The organism is Pseudomonas sp. Z3-6, assembly GCF_051131985.1.
GTDB classification, from domain to species: Bacteria; Pseudomonadota; Gammaproteobacteria; order Pseudomonadales; family Pseudomonadaceae; genus Aquipseudomonas; species Aquipseudomonas zanjanensis.
This window is the reverse complement of record NZ_CP071644.1, coordinates 6,605,803-6,622,017: the sequence shown is the minus strand read 5'-3', so window position 1 is coordinate 6,622,017 and position 16,215 is coordinate 6,605,803. Positions and strand designations below refer to the sequence as shown.

Below are 16,215 nucleotides of genomic sequence, written 5' to 3'. Positions count from 1 at the left end.
AGACAAAGCACTATCTATCCGTTACAGCTGTAATTGCAAGTTTCGCTTTATTTTTTGAATTTTCTGATGCTTTTACAATATTGCTATTTGATTGTAGGGCCGCTTTAAGGCTATTGGCTATGCTTCTCATCATTTGAGGCGGAACTGCGTTGCCAATTTGTGTCGCAATCTGACTAGCGTTACCTTCAAAAATATAATCATCGGGGAAGGACTGGAGTCTTGCTGCCTCACGAAGAGTTATTGACCTATGCTGAATGGGGTGCCCAAAGCGTCCACGGGTTATGTCTGTGCACCCTGTAGTCAATGTCGGAGCAACGTCTTCCCAGCACATACGGCCATATGTGTCAGAAAAAGAGGATTTCTTTTTATCGCGATGACAGGCGAGTTGAAGATGAGGCGGTAAAGATTCACGCCCGCCTCCATTAATTGGAATATTTTGAAGGCGTTCTATATTTAATGATGAATGCTTTCTAGCGAAATGCAGCGGATCTGTTCCAGCCGACGGCCGTCCGATTGGTGGTGTCGGTAGATTTTTAATGGTTTCGCCTACAGTCTTTCTAGCACTTCTAACGATATTAGTTGCTTCTTTTAATGGTACGCCCTTGGCGGCAACCAAGATCATTCGTGAGCGTCTTTGCGGTACACCTAATTCTGATGCGTCGATTCGCATTGGATTAGAGACATCATATCCAGCGGTGTTTTTTAACCAGTTCGTAAATTCATCAAAAATATTGGTTGAGGCAAGCCCTGGAACATTCTCTAAAAAAACCAAAGAAGGATTGAAGTAATCTATAAATTTCTTCGACTCCTCGACAAGGTTATTCCGGCTATCACCGCTGTCTTTTCTACGATTCTGGCTACTAAACGGTTGGCAGGGGGCGCAAACAACCAATAAGTCCAGCTTTCCCTCAATGAGGTCCGCAAATTCCTCTGGGGCTGTCTTGCGGATATCTTTCTGTAGCAGCCGCACGTCTGGGTGATTGGCTTTGTAGGTGCGACAAGCTCCAGCATCAAAATCTACAGCGCCCACTACGTCGAAGCCTGCTTGTCTTAGGCCAAGGGTTACTGCTCCAGAGCCGCAAAAAAGGTCCAGAGCGATAGGATTTTGAGGGCGCTTGGCCATGAATTTGTTCCCACTAGTGAGCTTGTCTATTCCCTCAAAAATCAGAAAAATCAGCGAGGCATAGACTTCGGGAATGCTATAGCTAACCTATTGTCAAGTCTATATTTTTGGCAGAATCAGACAGGCTTTTTTCAGTAGCTCTTTCTAAAGGGCTTAAATTGATCCGAGTCAATAGACATTTTTCCATAGCCTGCGATTCGTGCTCTGGCGTTAGGTCGTCCCCCGTACCTTTGTCGACGGCTAATCTTTCACAGGAGAGTTGTATGGTCATTTCTCGCCGGCTCGAACCATCGCTTTCCCACGCGCTGAGCGATCAATCGAGCAGTGAGGCCGTAATAGTAATGTGTTGGATCTGCACAATGTTGTAGGTGGCATGTCAGAAACCATATGAGATGCCTTGTTGCCATGTCCATGGATTATCTTTGTGCCAGCGATTAGAGATCGCTGCTTGAATAGTCTTGGCCTGGCGGGTGTGACGTTCGCGTGTGGCATGTGCTCCAGTCAGCACCCCAGCCAAGAAGATCTCCATATCGAATGGCTTGTTCATGCTCGACCCCCAATGTAAGCCGACACCACATCGATACGGCCGTGTCCGAGTTCATAGCTGATTTGCACTCGGGCCTCCTGATCGAGGCGTCGGTCGAGTTGGTAGCAATGGCCACCGTTGATGGGGGCGGGATGGTGGGTAATTTGCTCGTAGCGTTCGCACGCATAGGTTGCCCGCAATTCGTGGAAGCCTTTGAGGTTGTACTGATGGAGGATGTCCCGTGCAGGACGGACGATTCCCCGTTGGAAATCGAGGTAGGTTTCGTTCGGTGCAAGTAGGTTGCGGCTACCGTCGGGTGAGACCTGTTCGGCGAATCTCAGCGCCTCGCGAATATGATCATCCGCCCTGATCCAGCGAGGTGCCGAGGCACCTGAGCGGCCCCCCTTGGTGCCATCCTGGATGTTGATCTTGCCGTATTGTTCGGCCTCACGTTTTAAGCGCGGAAGGTCTGCCAAAATGGCCTCACGTAAGCGCATGCCGGTGGCTCGCGCTAATTGAGCGATGGCCGCGGCACGCGGCTGCTTGTGTGCGCAAAGCACCTCTACGACCCTCTTCACATGTTCGCGGTCTTGGCCTTGCGGCACCGAACGACGAACACTGGTGCGCCGCATTCCTAGCGCCTTGCTCGGACTCGGTACTTTCACATACTGATCACCGCGAAGCGCTGCCAGGGTCCGATTGACGCTGGACAATCGGTTTTGCGCAGTGGCGATGGCGAGATCGCTGCGCTCAACAAGGTGACGCAGATGCTCCGCGTAATCCAGCAAGGTCTGCCGATCAATCTGCCGTGCATCATTAATTCCCGGGCCATCCTCCGACCGACACCAGCGCACGAACGTCTGCCAACGATCACTGTGTGCTTTGACCGTCCCGTAATGCCCACCGCCAAATAGGTTGCGCAGCGCCTGCGGTCCGGCATAACTCAGCTGCCGGCCATAGCCAAAATTACGCCCATCGCGTCTACCTACTAGCGCCATGATCAAACTCCTCTCGAAGCCAAAATCTTTGAAACTTTCCCCACGTCATCCCGCCAAGAATGTTGAGTGTTATCAGGGATCAAGGTCCCTGCGACCTGTGAGGGTTGTCCACTAACGCGGGACTGGCGGCTCTTTACGACCGGGAGCTTGGGCATCTCATGATCTGGCCTCCTGAGCACTTCCGAGGAAGTGGGCGGGTGGAGGCTGCGCTGGCTGACGAAACCAACGCCGCGAGATCCTGAGTCGGGTGAAGGCAGTAATGCGATGATCGGGGCATGCCTGACTGTCAGTCAGGTGCAGTCCATTCCCTGGGCTGCGGCACCATCATCTGCATCGCTGTTGCTGGTGACTTCGGTGTTTGTCACGCCGATTGTCATAAGGAGGAATGCCGCAAAGCCTTTTACGAGATGGGCTGCAGCAGCGGTAGGAGCGCCCGTCTCTTTCCGGGAGAAAGAGACGGGCGCAGGCTGGCGCAGTGAAATGGCCAAGCGGAAAGGTTGCTGCAGGGCAGCTGGGTAGGGGAATGTATTTGCCGCAATGGCAACGATCTGAAGTAGGCATCCATCACTCCGTGAGTGACCGTGCGAGCCGCCGGACGCTAATCGCACTTTGGGAGAACCACCACTGTGTGGCGTAGCCTTAAAGGTTCTGGCTACCTGGGGTGCTGTCAACGACAGCGCTTTGCCCGATCTTTTCTACGCCTGTGGATAATTTGGGTCAAGACTCGAATTATCGGGCGTTCTGCGGCTGTGGATGAAATTATCCACCGGTGGAAATCAGTGGTTTTCCACAGACATTTGCGCGGGCTTTAGATTTTTAAGTGAGGTCCATCCAAGCAGGGCGGCTTTGCAGCCCTGTTTGGATGGACCCGCGTAGAAGGGCGGACTGCGGTGATCTTATTGGCTTACCCACGTTTGGATGCGCCACGGCTATTTTGTAGGGCCGTGATGTTGTCGCCGACTGGGTGAGCGAATTCGTGGGGTGTCACATGCCCATGGCGGTTGGCGTCGATGTAGTTGCTCCACCACGCCATGATCAGCCTACGCTGTTCCAGAAATTCGGCCTTGTGGATATACGCGGCGCGCACGCGGTTGCGTTCCTTATGGCTCATTTGTCTTTCGATGGCTGCGTCGGTCCATAACCCGGACTCAAGCAGGGCGCTACAGGCCATGGTCCTGAAGCCATGGCCGCACACGTCCTTGCTGGTGTCATAGCCGACGTTGCGGAGCATGGTGTTCACCGTGTTCTCGGACATGGGCTTCCAGTACTTGTGGTCGCCCGGTAGCACTAACTCTGAAAAGCGACTGAGGCTGCGCAGGCGCTCCAGTATTTCGATGACCTGCGGCGACAGCGGCACCATTTGAATGTCGCCATTCATCTTGGTCCCACGTGTGGAGTTGCGTACCCCTTCAATCGGTGCGCGCGTATCGGGGATTTCCCACATGGCGCGTTGAAGGTCGAACTCACTCCATCGAGCGAAGCGCAGTTCGCTGGAGCGGACGAATACATGCAACGTCAACAGGACGGCAAGGCGCGTCAGCTCGCGACCGTTGTAGTTGTCGATGCGGTGTAGCAGTTCGGGTAGGCGGTTGAGGGATAGGGCGGGGCGATGGACTGTGCGCGGCGCGTGAATCGAGCCTGCCAGATCCAGTGCAGGATTCATGGTGATCTGCCGAGCCCTTTTGGCCCCGCGCATGATGGTGGATAAGTAGTTCTGTACCCTCAACGCCACATCCATGGTGCCGCGTTCCTTGATGCGCTGGGTGATCTCTAGCAGGTCGTGGGTATCAAGTTCTGCGATGGGGCGTTGGCCGATCAGCGGGAAGACGTGGGTGCGCAGTCGGCTCATTACGGTTTTTGCGTGGCCTTCGGTCCAGCGACGGGACATGTCGGCGTGCCACTCCAGGGCAACGGTTTGGAAAAGCAGTGCCGCCCGCTGGGCCACGATCTTGGCCTTCTTCTTTTCTTCCATTGGGTCGAGGTTGTCGAGCAGTAACGCCTTGGCTTCGTCTCGTTTACGTCGTGCGACGGAAAGGGTAACGATGGGGTAATTGCCGATGATGAGCGTGCCTTCCTTGCCGCTGGGCTTGGTGTACTTCAAGCGCCAGGTCTTTACGCCATTGGGTTTGACGAAAAGGTACATGCCGCCGCCGTCGAACAGTTTGTAGGCGCGTTCGCGGGTTTTGGCCGTGCGGCATTGCAGGTCGCTGAGGGGGATCGCTAGACGTGGCATAGGGGTACGCGCTCCTGACCGGGAAATCGCAGTACCCCTAACATACCCTCGGGGAGGGGGATTTTGTTGGATCCCGACAGAGGGTCCTGGAACGAAAAAACCCGCCAAAGGGCGGGTTTTCGGGGCTTCCAGAGCATTCGGTGGAATGCAGTGGAGCCTAATGTGGTGCCGGCACCAGGAGTCGAACCCGGGACCTACTGATTACAAGTCAGTTGCTCTACCAACTGAGCTATACCGGCGTGTGGGCGACGATTATAGCGATTGGGCGCGTTCTGTAAACCCCTGAATTCTGACTATTTTTGCATGACCCATGCTCAAGCGCGGCGCAGCAGGGTGCGTACTTTCTGCAAGGCTCGCCACGCACGGCTGTTTTGCATGGCGTGAAGTTGGGCTTCGGCCTGTTCCGCCCGTTGCACTGCGGCGCTGAGCTGTAGGTCTGCATCGTCGACGGGGTGGCTGAGTTTGTGGCCTTTGCAAAGTTGAAAGCCGTCGAGGTTGCACGGGGGGATGTCGAAGGCGGGTTTGAGGGCCAGGTGTTCTTCGGCGAGGTAGTAGGTGTTGATGCCGTCGAACAGGATGGATTGGTAGCCGGCGTCGGTTACCAGGTTTTCCCAGGTCTGGTCGCGGGCCCATGGGGTTTCGATGAGGATGATCCAAGGGCGCCAGCGGCTGAAGTCCATGCCGCGCAGCACGGTTTCTTCATGGCCTTCGACGTCGATTTTCAGGAAGTGGATGGGGCGGTCCTGGGCGTATTGCTCGCAAATGGAGGCCAGGGTGCGGGATTGGACGGTCTGGGTGCGCACGTCCATGCCGGCGTCGCGGTGTTGTTGGGCGACGCTGGTTTCTACTGTGGATAAGCCTGTGTCGGCGATGGTGTAGAAAGTCAGGCTGTCGGCGTTTTCGCCGGCCACGCATTGCAGGTTGATGTCGTCCGGGCGTTGTTGGCAGAGTGCGTCGTGGTAGGCCGGTACCGGTTCGATGTTGATGCCGCGCCAGCCGCGGTCGTAAAACGCGCGGGTGACCGAATCATCTGTCGGATGGTTGGCGCCGACGTCGAGGTAAAAGCCGTTTTCCACCGATTGAAGGGCGCGCCACAGGCGTATGTCTTCGAAGTTTTGTGCGTAGGAAATGAACGTCACGGCCAGTCCTTGAGTGTGTCGGCATTGTGTCAATCACGATACGTGGGGTTGTTGTATAGCACGGGCGCGGTGGACGCAATTATTGGCGCGGGGCAGCACTGAATTCGGCGGTTATGTCGTTTTGCTTAGACGCTTATGCACAACGGGCTGGATGACGCGCAGGGTATCTTGCGATTTTGTGACCGCTTTCGCGTTTCGTCGCAAATACCTGTTTTCATGGTTTTTTATCCATATGAACAAAAAATGACCAATGCTGATTCGGTCAGGAAATCGCGGATTTCTTGGATCCGAGTTTATTTCATCAACAGAGTTATCCACAGGCTGTTTCGTCTCAGTAACGCTCTGCCAGCAACAGAAGATTGCGCGGCGTCAGGGGTGTTTCGCAGAAGGTGCCAAGGCGAACGTCGTAGCCCTTTTGCGTGAGGAAAAGTGCTCGGTCCAGCACCAGCCAAAGCTCCAGTGGCCGTCGGAAAAGGCCTCGCAGCAACTCCAGGTTGCGCACCTCGGCCAGGCGCTGGTGACCTGCTGCTTCCAGAGCGACCCAATCAGGCGTGCCGACTGTGGATAAGTCTTTCAGGGCCGCCAGATCGGTGCAGTACTGGGCGAAGGATTTTTCCAGCCAGGCGCTGGGCAACGACGGGGTGGGCAGGTAGTCGTCGCACCCTCTGATCTGCCGTTGCAGGAGGTCGAAACCCAGGCGCCAGGCCATCGATTGGTCCCGCTGTCTTCTTACACGCGCGCCAGCGGTGACGGTTTCGGTCTGCGGCAGGCCGAGATCGTCGAGTGATAGCTGTAGGGCAGAGACTTTGGCTGCGTCGGACAGCGCTTGATAGCGCTCGCTGCTGATGCGGTTGTAACAGCATGGCGCGATAGCCAGTTGTGCACAGCCAGCGGCGCTGGCCAGGTGCATCAGGCGCACATGCAGGTCGCCGCAGGCGTGCAGGGCCACGGGGGTGTGTCCCGGATGCAGTGCCTGGGCCGCGTCCGCCGCGAGCACATCTTGTTGCAGGTGCGTGGCGGGCAGGTGATGGCGCTGGCTCAACAATTGGCCGCTGGCGACCAGCGTAGGATCGTACTCCAGGCAGGTCAGTTGCTGCTCACCTTGCACCAAGCGGCGACCGAGATGGCCTTTGCCGGCGCACCAATCGAGCCAGTGAGTTGGCTGGGTGGCGAAGTGCAAGCGGCTGGCGAAGGCTTCGATCTGTTGCCATTTACGCCCGGGTACGTCGACGTTCAGGCGATGGCTTGGCGCTTCGAGCGTGTTGGCGGGTAATGCTGCGACAGCGCTCAACGCGCGAGAGGTAGCGGCCAGTTCCGGGAAGGGCGCTGGCGCGTCTTCCATCAACCATGGCTGGTGATGATCGTGTTCCGCCGCTTCCAGCGATCGCTGGCGTAGCCATTGGGCCAATTGCGGGTGGGATGTTTCCCAAGGCAGATGCAGATGGGTGAACGGACGTGGTTTCCACAGTGCCTGGTGCGCTGTGAGAAAAACCTCCAGCGCCGTGAAGCGGGCGAGCAGTGCCTCGCCCGTCAGAACGCCGCTGTCAGCGTCCTTGGCAGGCATCGACACGCAACCAGCGTTCCAGTTGCTTGAAACCTTGAACCAGGACGAAGGACATCAGCAGGTAGAACATACCCGCCGCGAAGAAGATCTCCACCGGCATATAGGTCCGGGCAATGATGGTGCGGGCCATGCCGGTGAGTTCCAGCAGGGTCACGGTGCTCGCCAGGGCGCTGGCCTTGAGCATCAGGATCACTTCGTTGCTGTAGGCCGGCAGGCCGATGCGCGCGGCGCGGGGCAGCATGATGTAGAACAGCGCCTTGGGCCGCGACATGCCCAAGGCCCGCGCGGCTTCGATCTCGCCACGGGGGATGGCCTGGATCGCGCCGCGCAGGATCTCGGCGATGTAGGCAGCCGTGTGCAGGGTCATGGTGGCCGTGGCGCACCAGAACGGATCCCGCAGGTACGGCCACAGCGCGCTGCTGCGCACGGCATCGAATTGCGCCAGGCCGTAGTAGACCAAAAACAGCTGGACCAACAGCGGTGTGCCACGGAAAAAGAAGATGTAAGCGTAGGGCAATGCCCGCACCTGCCACAGGCGCGAAGAGCGGGCGATGCCCAGTGGAATCGCCAGCAGCAGCCCGGCGATCACGGCGATGGCCACCAGTTCCAGGGTCAGCGTCGCGCCCTGGGCCAGCTTCGGCAGCCACTTGATGATGACGTCCCAGTTCATTGGGTGCTCCTGGCAAATCCACGGGCGGCGCGTCGTTCCAGCAGGTGCATGCCGATCATGGCGAGCACCGTCAGGCCCAGGTACATGAAGGCGGCGACCATATAGAAGGTGAACGGTTGCTTGGATACGGTCACGCCGATTTGCGCATGGCGCATGATTTCTTCCAGGCCGATCACCGAGACCAGCGCGGTGTCCTTCATCAGGATCATGAACAGGTTGCCCAGGCCAGGCAGGGCGATGCGCCACATTTGCGGCATGATCAACCGGGTGAAGATCCGCCACTTCGACAGGCCGAGGGCGACGCCGGCCTCGCGGTGGCCCTTGGGGATCGCCAGGATCGCGCCGCGAAACACTTCGGTGGCGTAGGCGCCAAAGCACAGGCCCAGGGCAATGACCCCGGCGGCGAAGGCGTCGAGGGCGAGGTCGGGGTTGCCGAAATACTCACCCAGGGCACGCATCAGGTTGACGGTGCCGAAATAGATCAGCAGTACCCAGAGTAATTCCGGGATGCCGCGAACCAGCGTCGAATAGGTGCCGCCCAGCCATTGCAGCGGCTTGTGCGGCGAGGTCTTGGCCAAGGCGCCGAGCAGGCCGAGTACCAGCCCCAGGCAGAGGGCCGTGAGCGCCAACTTGACGGTCATCAGCGCGCCGGCGGCAAGCGCCGGGCCGAATCCGTAGAGATCGATCATCATGGGTAGGAATTCATATCGCGGCAGGCTTTGCTAAGGGCCGGCGCCGCCAGAGAGCTGCGCCGGCCAGGCACGTCAATATCAATAGATATTGAACGGGAAGTACTTGTCGTTGATCTTTTTATAGGTGCCGTCGGCCACGATTTCTTTCAGGGCAGCGTTCAGCTTGTCGCGCAGCGGATCACCCTTGCGCACGGCGATACCGATCTTGTCGCTTTCCACCACCGGGTCGCCCTTGAATTCGTAAGCACGGCCAGCATCGGTTTTCAGCCAGTCGTAGTTCACGTATTTGTCCGCCAGGATCGCGTCGACGCGGCCGGAGGTCAGGTCCAGGTAGGCGTTATCCTGGGTGTCGTAAAGCTTGGTGGTGATGTCGCTGCCCATTTCATCTTCCAGCCAGGTGCCGGCGAGGGTGGAGCGTTGTGCCCCGATGACCTTGCCGTTGAGTGAGGCTTTATCGGTTTTGAAGTCGACATTTTTTGGCGCGATGAATTGCAGTTTGTTGGAGTAGTACGGGTCAGTGAAGTCCACGGCCTGCTTGCGTTCTTCAGTGATCGACAGCGACGAGACCAGGAAGTCGAACTTCTTGGCGTTCAGGGCCGGGATGATGCCGTCCCAGTCGGAAGTGACCACTTCGCACTCGACTTTCATCTTGGCGCACAAGGCATCGCCAATGTCCTTATCGAACCCCACGACCTGGCCGCTGGCGTCCTTGTTGTTGAACGGCGGATAGGCCGCTTCGATGCCCATCTTCAGTTTTTCGGCCGCCATGGCGCTGGCCGAGAAGACCAGGCTGGCCGCTGCGGCCATGAGGAATTTCTTGTAGGTCTGCATGTGTACTGCTCCGTTAGCGGTTGCTGGACATGAATTGTTTGCAGCGCGCCGAAAGCGGGTTCTCGAAGACCTGCTGTGGCGATCCTTGCTCCTCGACCAGGCCTTGATGAAGAAACACGATTTCGCTGGAAACCTGACGGGCGAAGCCCATTTCATGGGTGACCAGCAGCATGGTGCGTCCTTCTTCGGCCAGGGCGCGGATCACACTAAGTACTTCCTGGACCATTTCCGGGTCAAGGGCGGAGGTGGGTTCGTCGAACAGAATCACCTTGGGCTGCATCGCCAGGGTGCGGGCGATGGCGGCGCGTTGTTGCTGGCCGCCGGACAGCTCGGCCGGGTAGGCGTGGCGCTTGTCGGCGATACCGACCTTGGCCAGCAGCGCTTCGGCCACTTCGACGGCTTCGGCCTTGCTCTGGCCAAGCACCCGGCGCGGGGCTTCGATGATGTTATCGAGCACGCTCATGTGCGGCCAAAGGTTGAAGTTCTGGAAGACAAAACCGATCTCGCTGCGCAGGCGATTGATCTGTTTGCCGTCGGCGGCCACCAGTTCACCGTTTTTCGCGGCCTTGAGCTTGAGCTCTTCGCCAGCCACTAGGATCTGGCCCTGGTTGGGGTTTTCCAGCAGGTTGATGCAACGCAGGAATGTGGACTTGCCGGACCCGGAGGATCCGAGGATCGAGATCACATCGCCGTCGCGGGCGGTCAGCGAGACGCCTTTGAGCACCTCCAGCTGTCCGTAGCGTTTGTGCAAATTGCGGATTTCAAGCGCGGGCGTGGCCTGGGCCATGTGCGGTCCTCATGGTATGTGCTCCCTTGCTGTTGGCAGCCTTCCTTGGCGAGGCGGCCAAGCTAGCATGCGTCCGAATGGCCGCCAACAGCGCGACGGGCGGTAAACCGGTGATGTGCGGCAGGTTGTCGCATCGGCACAGCAGACTGTCGCGCCATCAACAACCGAACGGCCGTTTGAACTTTGGTTACCGGTGAAAGGCCTGGGGAGTCGCGTAAAAAAAGGCGCGATGGTGCCAGCTTTGGGCGGGGGTTGGAAGGGTTAACCGGATGAGCGTTGCCGCAATCAAAAGTCTGTTGGGTTATTCGGGAGCGTCCTCCAGATCCCACAGTATTTTGAGCACCTCTTTGAAGCTGGCTTTTGCAGTTACGAAATCCGCCTGCACTTCAGGGCTGTGAAGCCAATCTTCCGCTGCTTCCTGATCGATATCGTCAGCCCACTTTCGGTAAGCGACCAGGGTGTTTTCGGTCAGAATCTGGACCGCCATGGCTTCGTTTTCAGCATTTTCATTATCCAGCAGCTCGGGCTGTTCACTCGTCATGGCAAGAAGTAATCCCATCATCCTGACCATCATGTCGATGCGCCCCGCCTCTTCTTCGGCGTCTCGCATTTCATAAAACAGCGACAGGAAGTCTCTGGGGCGTTCTGCGAATTCGTCTTGCAGGGCATCCAGGAAGTAGGGATCGTCGTATTCGGGAAGATCAAACGTGGTGGCAGCAGGCTTTGTACGACTGACGCGTATTTGCTTGGCTTTTGCTTTTGCACGCTTGGCGCGTTTTTGTTGCTTGTTCGCGGAGGCCATGGATGTGGTTCCGTTACTCGTTAAAGAAAAGTGACCATAAAACCTGTGGGAGCGAGCTTGCTCGCGATAGCGGCAGAAAAGCCAACGCAGATGTGAAGTTGATGGCCTCATCGTGAGCAAGCTCACTCCCATAGGAGGCTCGATGGAGCTGTTTTTTTAACTTCAAACCACCGAAGTTACAACCCCGGCTTCGGCGCAGTGGTCCAATCTTCGATGCGCAGTCCCGGGACTCTTTCGAATTCTTTCAGGTTATTAGTGACCACGATCAGCCCGAGGGAACGGGCATGGCCAGCAATCATCTGGTCGTAGGGGCCGATTGGTCTGCCAATCTTTGCCAACTCTGCCCGGATCATTCCGGTATGTGCTGCGGCCTCATAACCAAAAGGTAAAACCTCAAGTCGGGCACAGAACCCTTCGATGACGCCGAGATTTTTCTCTGGGGCGGATGATTTTTCTGCACCGTAGATCAACTCCATCAGCGTGACGGCGCTGATGCAGAGCTGGCCGTGATGACGATTGAAGGCTTCTCTAACGACCTGAGGTTTGTTCTTGATGGTGAAAATACAGACGTTGGTGTCGAGCATGAATTTGATCATCAGAAAGACTCGCGCTCCTGATCGGCAGGCTGCTCACGCTCTGCCATGAAGTCTGCTGTCGCGCTATCGCCGTCGAACCAGCTGTCCCACGCTTCGCCGGCCGGTGTAATGATGCGCGCTCTGCCTATGGCGATCACATCTACACGCTTTACGTCGCTTGGCATCGCCACTGCTTTGGGGAGCCGGACCGCTTGGCTGCGGTTGCTCATGAAAAGGGTGGTTTGTTCCATGTGCAGTCCTCCACTAAATGCAGTGGGAAGCATAGGATAATGAAGGGATATGTCAATGGGATATACCGGCTGCAGGAATGATCTCGTCCTAGCCAATAGTCCTAATCGATCTAAACCTCAACGCGCAGCTGTGCTCCAACAAAAAACTCATGTGAGTTATTTCCAGAACCTGGAGCCCTCGCCATGAAGCTCATTCATTACTTGGTGTTGCCCTTCATCGCCATCAGCTTCCTGCTGTTGCCGATCGCACTCAACGCCACCAACCTCGCTCCTGTAGACAACACAGGCGTCCAAGTCCAACCCATGCAGCAGAACGGCATCACTTATCTGTCCGGCGGTATCGGCGAGGACGAAGCCCGGGCCATCGAGCAGGCCCAGGGTTACAACTTGCACATGACCTTTGCGATCGGCCCGGAAAACAAATACGTCCCGGACGTGGACGTGACCGTGCAAAAGGTATCGGGAGAAATAGTGCTGACCCTCAGCGATGCAGGGCCGCTGGTTTATGTGCAACTGCCACCGGGCAAGTACAACGTGGTGGCGACGCGCAATGGTGAAGCGCGGCGCGACACGGCTGAGGTAGGCAGCGGGGCCGCGCGCAAACTGGTGTTCCATTGGAACAGTGACGAATAGCCGGCCGGCTTATTCGGCGGCGGATTCTTTTTCCAGGACTTGGCGATAGCGGTCCAGCGCCTCGCTGAAGTCCTTGATGAACTCCGGCGTGCTGAGCCAGCGCTGGGCTCTCTCGCGGTCCATTTCATCGACCCACATGCGGTAGTCCACCAGCATGTCGGCGGCCAGGTTGGTCGCCGCCATGCTTTCGTTTTCGGCGTTTTTCAGGTCGAGCAGACCCGGGCGTTCGATGATCATTTCGCTAACGTTTGCCAGCAGCGTATCAAGCATTTCACTGCGGCTGACGGCCTCGGCATCGCGCAACTTGGCGAACAATTCCAGCACGTAGACTGGAGGCTGGGCGGTGGCGTGGGCCGGGTCGCCATACATCGGGATCGATTTGCGCCCGGTCATGCGGATTTGCTTGGCTTTGTCTTTGGCGCGCTTGGCGCGTTTTTGCTGTTTGTTCAATGAGGCCATTGGGCTTCGGTTTCCAATTCGTTAGGGGACGGTGCCCGGCTCAGTCGATTTTCGGCACGGTAAAGCGGAATTCGCTGCCCTGGCCTGGCCGGCTTTCGGCGTGCAGTTTACCGCCATGGGCCTGGACAATCCCCTTGGAAATGTACAACCCCAGCCCGGTGCCGTTCGGGTTGCCTTCCTTGGTCGTCCAGTAGCGCTCGAAAACATGAGGCAATTGCTCTGGCGCAATTCCTTCACCGGTGTCGCGGACACTGAACACGATCTCGTTACCGACGGACATCGCACTGATCCCCACCGAGCCCTGTTGCGGCGTGAACTTGATGGCATTGCCGATCAAGTTGGACAGTACCTGGAACAGCCGCTCGGGGTCGGCGTTGATCCGCAGGTTGGGTTCGGCATGGAAGGACATATCGATGGCCTTGGCGGTGGCCAGCGGTGTCAGCAGCGAACAGGCGTCTTCGAAGATCTGGCTGACATTAGTCGGCTGGGGATTGATGGTGTAGCGCCCGGCATCGATGCGCGAGGTGTCTAGCAGGTCTTCAAGCAGCGCGTTCATGCGGCTGGTGGCCTGCTGCATGGTATCGATGGCGGAAGAGATTCGTTTGGAGCTGTGGGAGCCGTCGGAGCTGAAGGCCTTTTGCATCATGCCGCAGAGCATGGAAATGACCGTCATCGGGCTGCGCAGGTCATGGGACACCACGGCCACCAGTTCATCGCGGGCTTGCACGGCCTGGCGTTCCTTTTGCACCTGACGGGCCAGGTCGTTTTCCAGGGCCGAGCGCCGCAGGTCGTTGGCGGCGAACAGATCGCCATGGGTCCATTGGGTGCTGATGCCGGCCATTTCGACTTTCCAGATCTCGAAGGATGTCCGGGGTCGCAGGCGCAGGCCGGTCTCGCTGTTTTCCAGGTCCAGGGGTTTTTGCGGGTCGCCGCTCCATTGGAGGGTTTGCTTCACTTCGGGACGGAACCACAGCACGCCGTTTTCCACCGGTTTGGGCAGGTCGATCGCCAACACGCCGCTCGCCACATCCTGATAAGCCTTGGCAGGTGCGAAGACGCTGCCCAGGTTGTGGTGGGCGAACACCGGTTGGCCGGTTTCCAGAATCCATTTGTGCAGCTCGCGGATTTGCTCAGGTTCCGGGCATTGGCCGTGGCGATGCAGCTTGTTGTCCTCGAAAATCGCGACACCGCCGGCCCCGGTCAGGTCCATGAGGCGTTGCGGCTCGTGGGACAAGCCATCGAAGACATTGTCGCTGGACTCGACCATGGCAGTGGCGAGGACCTTGAGGTCTTCCAGCTTGGCGTCCCGTTGCCGGGTGAGTTCCAGCGCCTGCATGGCGCTGATCTGCAGCGACAGCACCTGGCCGATAGTCTGGCAGGCCATGCGCATTTCATGGGGCACCAGCAATGGCTGGCGATTGCCGCAACTGATCAGCCCCCACAAGCGCTCGCCTTCCATCAACGAGATGCTCATGGACGACAACACGCCCATGTTTTTCATGTACTGACGGTGGATCGGCGAGACGCTGCGCAATGTGGCAAAGCTCAGGTCCAGGGGCGCCAGGGTGTCGGGCCGCAGCTCCGGGACCAGCGGCACCGGTGCGTAGTCGGCGTTGGGGATGATCCGCAGCCAGTTGGTGCGATACAGCTCACGGGCCTGTTCGGGAATATCCGACGCTGGGAAAAACAGCCCTTTGTAGAGTTCCATTGAAGGTGCGCTGGCCTCGGCGATCACCTGGCCGTGGCCTTCTTCCTCGAAGCGATAGATCAGCACCCGGTCGTAACCGGTCATGGCCTGGATTTCCCGCACGCTGATTTCATACAAGGCCTGGAGGGTCTTCGCACTTTGCAGGCGTTGCAGCATGCGGCCCAGGTTGGCCTCGCCGCTGACGCCTTCGGGACGATAGTCGCTCAGGTGCTGTTCCAGTTCGACGATCAGGGCCCCCTGATGGCGATGCACCAGGGCATCAAAGCGCTGCTGGTTGACGACAATAGCCACGGGCACGTTGTCGCTATCCGGGGCAGCGCGACAGGCGACGAGGATCGCTTCGGCCTGTTCCAGCCCCAACAGTGCGTCGAGGGTCTGGCCCAACAGCCTGTGGGGATCGTGCGCCATCAATTGCAACACGTTGGCACTGACCTGACGGATCACGAAATCGGGCTCGGACAGCATCAACAACACACCATGAGGCTGGATGGCCCCGGGGAAGCGAATCGGTTCGTCTGCGCAATTGGCCAGCAGTTCTTCGAAGGCTTCCTGGTTTTCCGAGGTCATAACAGTACCTTTTGGCTGTCCAGCCAGTGTTCAAAATGAGTGAACGTCGCCTTGGCGGCGCGTGTGACTTCGAGCGTCCGGGCCTCGCCCAGGTTCCTGTCGTCCAGGTATTGGAGGAAATCCTTCCAACGTCGGCCGGTGAGTTCGCCATACACATCGAGAAAGGCCGCGCCACTGGACGCATCAAGACCGAGCTGCTCGGCCACCCTGCGCCGCAGGATCTGCCCGCCGAGGGTTGCGCCTTCCAACACATAGGAAACGCCGAGGGCGGCGGCTCGGGAGTCTATTCGTGGCAGTGCCTGGCAGGTGGGCAGTGCCTCTATAGCGGCGTCATCCAGGCCCAGAGCCGCGAGATCGGCCCGCAATACCGGGAGTTTGATGCGCAAGGATTGGTCCAGCCCGGTTGGAATCAGCGCCAGCCTGTGAAGCCGCTGCTCCAGGGGCTGATAAAAACCGTAGTAGGCCGCCATCAAGCGCCGGTATAGATCCAGGTCCAACTCTGGCGAGAAAAACGGCAGGCGTTTTTCCAGGGCGACGTGCAGCTCCGCGGTTTCGGTCCGCAATGTCTGGATCAGGGAAGAGGGTGAAGAGGCCGGTGACATGCAAGATGGAGCTCATTGACTGGAGCGTTGCTGGAAAAAAAGCGCATCAAGCTTA

Annotated in this window: 17 protein-coding genes and 1 tRNA gene; 1 reads left to right on the top strand and 17 read right to left on the bottom strand. The window is 57.9% G+C overall.

Annotation, left to right across the window (positions count from 1 at the left end; all coding sequences use genetic code 11):
• Positions 1 to 10 precede the first annotated feature (10 nt).
• From J3P88_RS28635 to vapB, 14 genes are all read right to left on the bottom strand, one after another.
• Positions 11 to 1,123: a DNA cytosine methyltransferase gene (locus tag J3P88_RS28635; protein WP_434572995.1), complete on the bottom strand. Its 1,113-nt coding sequence runs from the start codon at positions 1,121 to 1,123 to the stop codon at positions 11 to 13.
• A 376-nt stretch (positions 1,124 to 1,499) separates the two neighbouring features.
• Positions 1,500 to 1,670 carry a hypothetical protein gene (locus J3P88_RS28630; protein WP_434572994.1) on the bottom strand — a complete coding sequence of 57 codons (171 nt, stop codon included), beginning with the start codon at positions 1,668 to 1,670 and terminating at the stop codon, positions 1,500 to 1,502.
• Positions 1,667 to 2,647 carry an integrase domain-containing protein gene (locus J3P88_RS28625; RefSeq protein WP_434572992.1) on the bottom strand — a complete coding sequence of 327 codons (981 nt, stop codon included), beginning with the start codon at positions 2,645 to 2,647 and terminating at the stop codon, positions 1,667 to 1,669. Before J3P88_RS28625 ends, J3P88_RS28630 begins: the two co-directional genes overlap by 4 nt.
• Positions 2,648 to 3,551: 904 nt before the next feature.
• Positions 3,552 to 4,880: a tyrosine-type recombinase/integrase gene (locus J3P88_RS28620; RefSeq protein ID WP_434572990.1), complete on the bottom strand. Its 1,329-nt coding sequence runs from the start codon at positions 4,878 to 4,880 to the stop codon at positions 3,552 to 3,554.
• 163 nt (positions 4,881 to 5,043) lie between these two features.
• A tRNA-Thr gene (locus J3P88_RS28615) sits at positions 5,044 to 5,119 on the bottom strand.
• A gap of 75 nt (positions 5,120 to 5,194) precedes the next feature.
• On the bottom strand, positions 5,195 to 6,019 hold the full coding sequence (locus tag J3P88_RS28610) for an FkbM family methyltransferase (RefSeq protein WP_186729740.1): 825 nt from the start codon (positions 6,017 to 6,019) through the stop codon (positions 5,195 to 5,197).
• Between the two features lie 331 nt (positions 6,020 to 6,350).
• Positions 6,351 to 7,583 carry a methyltransferase gene (locus J3P88_RS28605; protein ID WP_434576644.1) on the bottom strand — a complete coding sequence of 411 codons (1,233 nt, stop codon included), beginning with the start codon at positions 7,581 to 7,583 and terminating at the stop codon, positions 6,351 to 6,353.
• Positions 7,564 to 8,253: an ABC transporter permease gene (locus J3P88_RS28600; protein ID WP_039592683.1), complete on the bottom strand. Its 690-nt coding sequence runs from the start codon at positions 8,251 to 8,253 to the stop codon at positions 7,564 to 7,566. Before J3P88_RS28600 ends, J3P88_RS28605 begins: the two co-directional genes overlap by 20 nt.
• Positions 8,250 to 8,945 carry an ABC transporter permease gene (locus J3P88_RS28595; RefSeq protein ID WP_186707263.1) on the bottom strand — a complete coding sequence of 232 codons (696 nt, stop codon included), beginning with the start codon at positions 8,943 to 8,945 and terminating at the stop codon, positions 8,250 to 8,252. Before J3P88_RS28595 ends, J3P88_RS28600 begins: the two co-directional genes overlap by 4 nt.
• Before the next feature lie 78 nt (positions 8,946 to 9,023).
• The gene (locus tag J3P88_RS28590; RefSeq protein WP_186707262.1) at positions 9,024 to 9,776 is read right to left on the bottom strand and encodes an ABC transporter substrate-binding protein; all 753 of its coding nucleotides are present in this window, start codon (positions 9,774 to 9,776) and stop codon (positions 9,024 to 9,026) included.
• Positions 9,777 to 9,789: 13 nt separating this feature from the next.
• Positions 9,790 to 10,563: an ABC transporter ATP-binding protein gene (locus tag J3P88_RS28585; protein ID WP_079301527.1), complete on the bottom strand. Its 774-nt coding sequence runs from the start codon at positions 10,561 to 10,563 to the stop codon at positions 9,790 to 9,792.
• A 301-nt stretch (positions 10,564 to 10,864) separates the two neighbouring features.
• On the bottom strand, positions 10,865 to 11,365 hold the full coding sequence (locus J3P88_RS28580) for a hypothetical protein (RefSeq protein ID WP_434572985.1): 501 nt from the start codon (positions 11,363 to 11,365) through the stop codon (positions 10,865 to 10,867).
• 176 nt (positions 11,366 to 11,541) lie between these two features.
• Positions 11,542 to 11,961, bottom strand: a complete 420-nt coding sequence (gene vapC, locus J3P88_RS28575; protein WP_186707260.1) for a type II toxin-antitoxin system tRNA(fMet)-specific endonuclease VapC — start codon at positions 11,959 to 11,961, stop codon at positions 11,542 to 11,544.
• Positions 11,961 to 12,191, bottom strand: coding sequence for a type II toxin-antitoxin system VapB family antitoxin (gene vapB, locus J3P88_RS28570; protein ID WP_058546214.1), 231 nt, complete (start codon positions 12,189 to 12,191; stop codon positions 11,961 to 11,963). Before vapB ends, vapC begins: the two co-directional genes overlap by 1 nt.
• A 183-nt stretch (positions 12,192 to 12,374) precedes the next feature.
• Here vapB and J3P88_RS28565 point away from each other — a divergent pair, with 183 nt between their 5' ends.
• Positions 12,375 to 12,824 carry a carboxypeptidase regulatory-like domain-containing protein gene (locus J3P88_RS28565; RefSeq protein ID WP_434572983.1) on the top strand — a complete coding sequence of 150 codons (450 nt, stop codon included), beginning with the start codon at positions 12,375 to 12,377 and terminating at the stop codon, positions 12,822 to 12,824.
• A 9-nt stretch (positions 12,825 to 12,833) separates the two neighbouring features.
• On the opposite strand, the gene J3P88_RS28560 is transcribed toward J3P88_RS28565, so the two are convergent.
• Genes J3P88_RS28560 through J3P88_RS28550 form a run of 3 tightly spaced genes read right to left on the bottom strand, consistent with a single transcriptional unit; the run spans position 12,834 to position 16,160 of the window.
• A complete protein-coding gene (locus tag J3P88_RS28560) occupies positions 12,834 to 13,283 on the bottom strand; it encodes a hypothetical protein (protein ID WP_434572981.1) in 450 nt (149 codons plus the stop codon).
• A 40-nt stretch (positions 13,284 to 13,323) separates the two neighbouring features.
• Positions 13,324 to 15,558 (bottom strand): ATP-binding protein, encoded by a 2,235-nt coding sequence (locus tag J3P88_RS28555; protein ID WP_434572979.1) that lies wholly within the window; start codon positions 15,556 to 15,558, stop codon positions 13,324 to 13,326.
• A complete protein-coding gene (locus J3P88_RS28550) occupies positions 15,555 to 16,160 on the bottom strand; it encodes a biliverdin-producing heme oxygenase (RefSeq protein WP_434572977.1) in 606 nt (201 codons plus the stop codon). Before J3P88_RS28550 ends, J3P88_RS28555 begins: the two co-directional genes overlap by 4 nt.
• Between the last annotated feature and the right edge of the window lie 55 nt (positions 16,161 to 16,215).

What these genes read in the sequence shown, in the direction of transcription:
- J3P88_RS28565 (WP_434572983.1), top strand. Translation starts at nt 12,375, where the DNA reads ATGAAGCTCATTCATTACTTGGTGTTGCCCTTCATCGCCATCAGCTTC.
- J3P88_RS28585 (WP_079301527.1), bottom strand. Translation starts at nt 10,563, where the DNA reads ATGGCCCAGGCCACGCCCGCGCTTGAAATCCGCAATTTGCACAAACGC.
- J3P88_RS28625 (WP_434572992.1), bottom strand. Translation starts at nt 2,647, where the DNA reads ATGGCGCTAGTAGGTAGACGCGATGGGCGTAATTTTGGCTATGGCCGG.
- J3P88_RS28605 (WP_434576644.1), bottom strand. Translation starts at nt 7,583, where the DNA reads ATGCCTGCCAAGGACGCTGACAGCGGCGTTCTGACGGGCGAGGCACTG.
- J3P88_RS28560 (WP_434572981.1), bottom strand. Translation starts at nt 13,283, where the DNA reads ATGGCCTCATTGAACAAACAGCAAAAACGCGCCAAGCGCGCCAAAGAC.
- J3P88_RS28630 (WP_434572994.1), bottom strand. Translation starts at nt 1,670, where the DNA reads ATGAACAAGCCATTCGATATGGAGATCTTCTTGGCTGGGGTGCTGACT.
- J3P88_RS28580 (WP_434572985.1), bottom strand. Translation starts at nt 11,365, where the DNA reads ATGGCCTCCGCGAACAAGCAACAAAAACGCGCCAAGCGTGCAAAAGCA.
- J3P88_RS28595 (WP_186707263.1), bottom strand. Translation starts at nt 8,945, where the DNA reads ATGATGATCGATCTCTACGGATTCGGCCCGGCGCTTGCCGCCGGCGCG.
- vapB (WP_058546214.1), bottom strand. Translation starts at nt 12,191, where the DNA reads ATGGAACAAACCACCCTTTTCATGAGCAACCGCAGCCAAGCGGTCCGG.
- J3P88_RS28620 (WP_434572990.1), bottom strand. Translation starts at nt 4,880, where the DNA reads ATGCCACGTCTAGCGATCCCCCTCAGCGACCTGCAATGCCGCACGGCC.
- vapC (WP_186707260.1), bottom strand. Translation starts at nt 11,961, where the DNA reads ATGATCAAATTCATGCTCGACACCAACGTCTGTATTTTCACCATCAAG.
- J3P88_RS28550 (WP_434572977.1), bottom strand. Translation starts at nt 16,160, where the DNA reads ATGTCACCGGCCTCTTCACCCTCTTCCCTGATCCAGACATTGCGGACC.
- J3P88_RS28590 (WP_186707262.1), bottom strand. Translation starts at nt 9,776, where the DNA reads ATGCAGACCTACAAGAAATTCCTCATGGCCGCAGCGGCCAGCCTGGTC.
- J3P88_RS28635 (WP_434572995.1), bottom strand. Translation starts at nt 1,123, where the DNA reads ATGGCCAAGCGCCCTCAAAATCCTATCGCTCTGGACCTTTTTTGCGGC.
- J3P88_RS28555 (WP_434572979.1), bottom strand. Translation starts at nt 15,558, where the DNA reads ATGACCTCGGAAAACCAGGAAGCCTTCGAAGAACTGCTGGCCAATTGC.
- J3P88_RS28600 (WP_039592683.1), bottom strand. Translation starts at nt 8,253, where the DNA reads ATGAACTGGGACGTCATCATCAAGTGGCTGCCGAAGCTGGCCCAGGGC.